At 36.8% G+C, this 7,104-nt stretch carries 6 protein-coding genes and 2 pseudogenes; 5 read left to right on the plus strand and 3 right to left on the minus strand.

What is annotated here, in order from left to right; all coding sequences use genetic code 11:
* The 4 genes and pseudogenes from EEJ45_RS18785 to EEJ45_RS17735 all read left to right on the plus strand — a co-directional run.
* Positions 1 to 131, plus strand: a pseudogene (locus EEJ45_RS18785) (IS6 family transposase); the annotation flags it as partial.
* 244 nt (positions 132 to 375) lie between these two features.
* Entirely contained in the window at positions 376 to 978 is a 603-nt protein-coding gene (locus tag EEJ45_RS17725) for an IS66 family transposase (protein WP_164464339.1), read from the plus strand.
* A 459-nt stretch (positions 979 to 1,437) separates the two neighbouring features.
* Positions 1,438 to 3,321, plus strand: coding sequence for a RiPP maturation radical SAM C-methyltransferase (locus tag EEJ45_RS17730; protein ID WP_124566080.1), 1,884 nt, complete (start codon positions 1,438 to 1,440; stop codon positions 3,319 to 3,321).
* Positions 3,318 to 3,995: a DUF5825 family protein gene (locus tag EEJ45_RS17735; protein ID WP_124566081.1), complete on the plus strand. Its 678-nt coding sequence runs from the start codon at positions 3,318 to 3,320 to the stop codon at positions 3,993 to 3,995. The genes EEJ45_RS17730 and EEJ45_RS17735 overlap by 4 nt, the downstream gene beginning before the upstream one ends.
* A gap of 59 nt (positions 3,996 to 4,054) precedes the next feature.
* On the opposite strand, the gene EEJ45_RS17740 is transcribed toward EEJ45_RS17735, so the two are convergent.
* A complete protein-coding gene (locus EEJ45_RS17740; protein WP_124566082.1) occupies positions 4,055 to 4,339 on the minus strand; it encodes a transposase in 285 nt (94 codons plus the stop codon).
* Between the two features lie 279 nt (positions 4,340 to 4,618).
* Complete coding sequence (locus tag EEJ45_RS19110; protein ID WP_124566083.1) at positions 4,619 to 4,864, minus strand: helix-turn-helix domain-containing protein; 246 nt, start codon at positions 4,862 to 4,864, stop codon at positions 4,619 to 4,621.
* 464 nt (positions 4,865 to 5,328) lie between these two features.
* On the opposite strand from EEJ45_RS19110, the gene EEJ45_RS17750 reads away from it, so the two are divergent.
* Positions 5,329 to 6,723 (plus strand): MmgE/PrpD family protein, encoded by a 1,395-nt coding sequence (locus EEJ45_RS17750; RefSeq protein ID WP_124566084.1) that lies wholly within the window; start codon positions 5,329 to 5,331, stop codon positions 6,721 to 6,723.
* Between the two features lie 250 nt (positions 6,724 to 6,973).
* Here EEJ45_RS17750 and EEJ45_RS18790 read toward each other — a convergent pair.
* A pseudogene (locus EEJ45_RS18790) lies at positions 6,974 to 7,104 on the minus strand (IS6 family transposase); the annotation flags it as partial.

The raw sequence follows: 7,104 nt of genomic DNA on the forward strand, positions 1-7,104 counted from the left end.
CGGACTGCCAAACAAATGATTGCAGGGATAGAGGCTATGCACATGATCAAAAAAGGACAGACTCTCCAAAGGGGAAGTCTGTCCAAAATCAAAAAGAATTCATCCATCAACTGTTTGGATTAGTTACTTAAGACCAACAGTCATTAGAGATCTTTCGCTTTTTTATATTTTCTTCAAGTATTTGCACCAGAACCTGATTTCGTGTCTATATATAACTGATTAGTTTTTTCGACATGGCTTCACTGTAGTGTTTATCGGTCATATTAGCATAGTCGCGATGGAGATAACATCTCCTAGCAATTTTGTACAATTCAAGCAATAGGTCGAAACTTCAAGTCAGTTATATATAAATTCTTGGGTCCACTATACTATTTGGTGGAAACCTTCGAGCCGCAAGCCAGAGAGGTGTTACGCAAGGCTCCTGTTATCCATTTTGATGAAATCAGCTTGCGAAGCGAAGGAAAAACACAATGGCTTCATACATTGAGCACAGATCAAGCCACCTTACAATATGTTCATGAAAAACGCGGCACAGAGGCAATCAACGAAATCGATATCTTGCCGGCATTCAAGGGCATTGCCGTTCACGATTGTCTGGCGTCGTATTTTGTGTATGACAAATGCGAACATACTGTGTGTAATACCCATCTCCTTCGCGACCTAAAAGCGGTTCACGAACAAACGAAACAAACATGGCCACAGGAGATGATCGAAATTCTGCTTTTGGCAAAGCGGCAGAGAGAACGTCAGGATGAGCCTCTCACTCCCTTGGCCATCGTATGGATGGATGATACCTATACCGCCATTCTAGAGAAAGGGTATCGAGAGAACGCTGCCATGGCAAATCCTGATGCGGAAAAGTTGCTGAACCGGCTTTTCAAACGCCAAGATTCTGTCTTCCTCTTTGTAGAAAACCCGGATGCTCCCTTTGATAATAACTTGGCCGAGCGAAACTTACGCATGGAAAAAGTAAAATAAAAATTCTCAGGTACATTCCGGAGTGAACAGAGTGCACAGAATTTCGCGATAGCAAGAAGTTTTCTAAGCACACTGAAAAAGCAAGGAAAGGACCTGTTTGCCTCTATGAAACAAGTGTTGCAGACAGGGGAAATAGAATTGTTCCAAACATAGCTTACGAGGCGATTCGTGGTAGGATCACCTCTATTTTGTGTTGTTTTTCGGTGTGGTCTGAGTAGTTACTATTTGAAAGCAATTCACATTTCCCTTTAAATGTTCTCCACAAAGAAAGATAATGCTTCTAAAATCTGTTTGTTAGAATATCATAATTGATTAATTATATAAAATATTTGGAAAATGCTTTATTGACAGATAATTTATTCTGAAATAGAATATTTTATATAATGTCATCTTTTTACATCTAGATTACATAGTTATATAGATTCTTTTGACCATGAAATGATTTTCTAGGAGAAAGTAGTGATAGAATTTATGAAAGTATTGTTGGTATCTATGCCATGGGCTTCTTTGCATCGTCCCTCACTTGCTCTAGGAGTACTAGCTGCAGCTGCTAAACGTTGTCAATATTTACATGAAATTGATCAACTTTATGCTAACATTCGATGGGTTGAATATACAATGAGAAGGTCTGGGGGCACCCTAGGTGTATCCGCTTTCACACAGATTGCCGATGGATATTTTTTAGGTGCAGGTGAATGGGTATTTACGAATGCACTCTATGGGGTAAAGGAATGGAAATTAGAAGAATTTTGTGCTTTTGGTGAAGAACAGGGACTTGCCTCTAGCGAACTTGTTCAAATGCATGAGCTAGCACCTGATTTTATACAAAATTTGGCAGTAGAAATAAATTCAAAAAACTATGACATGATTGGTTTCACATCTTCATTCTTACAAAATGTCCCCTCCCTTTCTTTAGCACGAAAATTGAAAGAATTAAATCCGAAAATCCTAATTGCTTTTGGAGGTGCTAACTGTGATGGTATACAGGGGGTAACACTCCATCGAAATTTTCCATTTGTAGATTTTGTGATAAGGGGTGAGGGGGAAAATGCATTTAAAGATTTACTTGATGCTTTAGAATCAAAATCCTCTCTTAGTAAGATTGGAGGACTTTGTTGGCGAGATTTTAATGGAAATCCTGTTGTAAATATGACTCCTGCACGTCCCGTAAATATGAATGAAGTTCCAGCTCCTGATTATTCGAACTTTTTTAATTTATTAGAGAATTCTCCTTTATCCAAATGGATTGAACCAGAATTGATACTAGAAGCCTCAAGAGGATGTTGGTGGGGGGCTAAACATCAATGTACGTTTTGTGGATTAAATGGTAGCTTTATAGAATACCGAAGTAAAAGCCCTGAAACATTCTTAGAGGAATTAAAACAAGCAGTCAATTGCTACCGCGTATTAGATATCTCAATGGCGGATAACATATTAGATATGACCTATTTTAAATCACTTTTACCAAAATTGGCAGAGTTAGATTTAGATCTTCGGATGTTTGTTGAAATTAAGGCTAACATTACTCCAGATCAAGTATCCCTTTTACGCGAAGCTGGCTTTGTAGCTGTACAGCCGGGAATTGAAAGTTTAAACTCTAAAGTGTTACGTATAATGGATAAGGGTGTTAAAGGGGTACAGAATGTTCGTTTACTCCGTAACTGTGCCTTAGAAGGCGTAACTGTTAACTGGAATTACTTATATGGTTTTCCAGGTGAGTGTGATGAAGACTACACAATGATTATAAAGCAAATTCCAGCACTTGTGCATCTACAACCACCTATTGGGGGTACCCGTGTTGCACTTGAAAGGTTTAGCCCATACTTTAATAACCCAAAACTTGGTATAGAAAACTTGGGACCTGCAAATATTTATTCATATATTTATGACCTACCGAAAGAGGAGCTTCAAGACCTTGTCTATATTTTTGAAAGTCCAGAGTGTGGGTTAAAGGGAACAGTAGAACAAGAATTAATGCTTGGGATTCAACAGTGGCAAGAATTACATAGAGATAGTAGCTTGAGCTATAGAAAGATCGGACAAGATCTTCTTATTATTGATTGTCGGAAAGGATGGCCAGAACGAGAAATCATGCTATATGCAGGCGGAAAAGCTGAAGCTTACTTGGCTTTAATGAATGGTTATTCACTGAGGTCTTTGTCAAATGTACTTGCTAGAAAACATGGACTTAATATTGAATTAGATGAGCTAAAGGATTATTTAGAATCTTGGATGGATAGTGGGCTTATTTTTTTTGATTCAGAACACTATGTTTCTTTAGCGGTAGAAGGATATAAATTTATGTTGACAAAAGCACAACAGGAAGTAGGTATAGGAGTATGAATTTAGTTATTAGTCATTATGATTGGACATCAGATGGCTTACTTGCTACGCAAACACACTCAGTTGAGAGGAATTATCAATCTAATTTGCCATTAAAAGTTAATATTGAAGAACAACATCAATTGCCATCTGTTACAGAAATCCTTACATTCATACACCAAGGTATTACTCGGATTGAAGTGCAGGGAGCAGTAGTTTTAGAGGATTCTTATCAATCACTTGAATTTATTCGCTTTTTGCGGGATGTAACCAGTTTTGGGATGCGGATTACCTGGGGAGGATATATAGATAATAAATTTCCAGTTGAAAAGTTAACACACCTTTACCCCCCGGAACTTTCTGTTCAAGGGATTAGTACCGATCAAGTAACTAAATGGCAAAATAGCTATAGATTTGGTCTTCACTTTATGCGTAAGGGTCCGGGGTTTATCCTTCTTAAGGATAGACGTCCATTTCGTACCCCAGTTACATTTACTATAGGAGATCCTATAATATGTTCAGTATTTGAGAAGTTGACTACTCCCCTTAGGCAAACTGAAGATACGTTAACTGATGGTGAAATCGCAGCTATAAAATTGTTATTAAATCACAATCTTGTACTAGCATTAAGTGATTCAGTTATTAGGTTACCGTATCGTATAAATAAATGGCCTATACCAGCCCATATAATTTAAGAATGAATCAATAGTTATAAAGACAAAGGTTATTAAGAAAAAGGTCTATTTGAACACTTTTATAAAAGAAAATAGAAATTATGAGAAGCTTGCACGGTCTCTATGATAGACGATTGAGGTGGATGAAATGTTTTGGCAATGACGCTGTGCTTCAACCATTTCCATAGCCGTTCGATTGGATTCAAGTTCGGTGAGTATGGGGGAAAATACATCAACATAAGCCGATATCGCTGTTCTTTTATAAAATCCTGAATGACTTTTGCGCGGTGGACTCTGGCATTGCCTGTAACCATGACAACAAACTTGTCTTCATATTGTTTCAGCACATATTGAAGAAATGCCAAAAAGAACTCCTATTTACATGAAAGAGCCGTCTAATGCACGCCTCCTCCTGTTAGGACGTTAACGGCACCGAAGATGGTTACGCTGGCGTGGTGAACGTAAGTCGGGCATGTATATCGGAGTTTTAGCGACCAAAGCATGTGCAGAATACCCGTTGGTGTCATTTCGATACAATAGATATGACACAGATATTCCCGAATGACCAGTGTTGTCCAAGATACGGCAGTTCCCAGTCCATGATCGGTTGGTGAACTGGTAAGAAGCACTTCTTTTAAGGATTTCTATTGGCTATCACTGAGGAAATATTCACATCCAGGAGCTGTTTTCCGCTCCAATAACAGGTCTAATCCACCTTCACTGAACCATTTGACACATTCAGAAACGGATTGATGATGCACATTACAGGCTTTGGCTGCTTTTTTGCTCATTTTGCCTTCTATCACAAGACGTACGACTGCAATTCGTGTGCGAAGGTTAGTTTTTTTCCTGTTTCCCGCGTTTTCGTAAATCAGAAACTGTGAAACCATGTGAATTTGTAATTCTTACACGTCCCATGTGCCATTCATTCCCTTTATCCATGATTCTATCAACTAGTATGGACAAGAATGGAGAGGGGGAGGTACAGTAGGGGGGAAACGAGTCAGTTATATATAGAAATTAAATATTAAATTGAGGGGATTCATATTATATCATATACTGTAATTTGCCTATTTTGTAAAAAGAAGTTTGAAGTTAATGAATTTGATCCAATGTATATGCAAATTAAACGTAATTTGAAAGGGAAACACGTTTGCAAAGATTGTAAAGAGAAGATTGAGCAGGATGCTAGACGTATACTCTTTTAATCATTCAAGTAAGGGAATGTTACCCACTTAATTGTACAACATCTTTAGTATAACTTTTGGTTATATGAATAATAAAATACAATAAGACGCTATATTGATAATCTACTTTATTTAAGCTAATATTTATAAACTTAAGGAGATTAAGAATGAACGAAGAAGGAATCAAAGATAATTGGACCGATGATCTGACTAAAGTTGTAACTAGTTGGGATTATAGTAATATTCCTAAAAATTTTAATGACCAAATTAAGCTAGCTATTTTAGATACTCTTGCAGTAGCTTTAGCTGCACAATCATTACCAGATGTCCAACAGATGAATTTCTTATATCAGGGACAGTCTAGGGGGAGCGGGCAGTTGTGGTGGTCTCAGAAAAAAGTTTCTCCATTAGATGCAGCATTTCTAAATTCCTATGCTTCACACCGTTTAGATTTTGATTGTATTATGTATGGTACTTATGGTCATCCTACAATTATGCTCTTGCCAGTTTTATCTTCTATGTATAGTGATCTGGAATTAAATGGGGAAGATCTTATCAACGCTACAATTATCGGACTTGAATTTATGTCAGTTATTGGATCAGTATTCGGTGAGAGTTTAAGGATAAATAGGCTTCATCCTACTCCCATATTAGGTGGATTAGCTAGCACAGCTGCTCTAGGTTGGATGCTGAATTTTTCTAAAAAACAAATGGATAGTGCGTTATCGTTGACTAGTTCAACTGTAATTGGATTTAAAAGTAGTTTTGGTTCGATTGCAAAACCTTATCAGGTAGGAATGGCCACTCGTGCTTCACTTGCATCAGCAATGACTATATTTAACAATCAAGAAGTGAATTTACAAGATACATGGCTTAGTAATCTTAAGTTAATATCTGGTAATAAATTTTCTAATTATCCAGTAAAACGATTTGGAGATCCTTGGATATTAAACCATTTTAATTTCATGTTTAAATATTATCCGTGCTGTGGTTATTTTCACCATGCTATGAATGAGCTTCAAAGGGTGTTGCATAGTTCAAATGTTAGTTTTGGGAATTTATATAAAGTGAAACTAGTGTTACCACGGTTCATAAAAGATGCGAGCATTTATGAAAGGCCAAAAAACTTTACTGAGAGTCAATTCAGTATACACTTTAATGCAGGATTAGTTATTGCTTTTGGTGAAGCTACATTAGATTATTTTACAGAGGAATATGTTCATGATTATCATGTTCTTAAAGCTATGAACATGATAGAGATAGAATATCGAGAGAATGAAGATTGTATTAACGAGGAAAATTTATTTAGTGGAAAAGCTTACTTGTATACCTCTAGTGGAGAAGTATTTGAAGATCAATTAATACTATCTGATTATGGAACACCAACTGATTTTAATCGGATGATAAAAAAGTTTACGGAATGTGCGAATCCTTATTTGACTGATGTTCAAATATCAGAATTTTTAGAATTGATTTTAAACTTGGAAGAAACAATTTCGAAAGATTGGAGATCTTTTTGGAATAATATGGTCATTAATAAAAAACATTTTAAAAAGTATTAGTAACTATCTAACCATCCCTTGATTTGAGGGTTTCTTATTTTGAGATGTCGGGTACATTATTAGATATGGTCTCGTATAACGCCTTAGAGGCCTTGGTGGTGGCTATACTATTAGCACCTACTTCAATCAGAGCCTGTCGTAACTCCCCTTGTGTTACGTTTTTCGGATCTATCCCGGTGGGATATTTGGTTCTGGTGCAAATACTTGAAGAAAATATAAAAAAGCGAAAGATCTCTAGTGACCATTGGTCTTAAGTAACTAGTCCAAACAGTTGATGGATGAATTCTTTTTGATTTTGGACAGACTTCCCCTTTGGAGAGTCTGTCCTTTTTTGATCATGTGCATAGCCTCTATCCCTGCAATCATTTGTTTGGCAGTCCG

It is taken from the genome of Ectobacillus antri (assembly GCF_003852715.1).
Lineage (GTDB): Bacteria > Bacillota > Bacilli > Bacillales > Bacillaceae_G > Ectobacillus > Ectobacillus antri.

Coding starts and splice junctions, on each gene's coding strand:
- EEJ45_RS19110 (WP_124566083.1), bottom strand. CDS start 4,864: ATGGTTTCACAGTTTCTGATTTACGAAAACGCGGGAAACAGGAAAAAA.
- EEJ45_RS17735 (WP_124566081.1), top strand. CDS start 3,318: ATGAATTTAGTTATTAGTCATTATGATTGGACATCAGATGGCTTACTT.
- EEJ45_RS17750 (WP_124566084.1), top strand. CDS start 5,329: ATGAACGAAGAAGGAATCAAAGATAATTGGACCGATGATCTGACTAAA.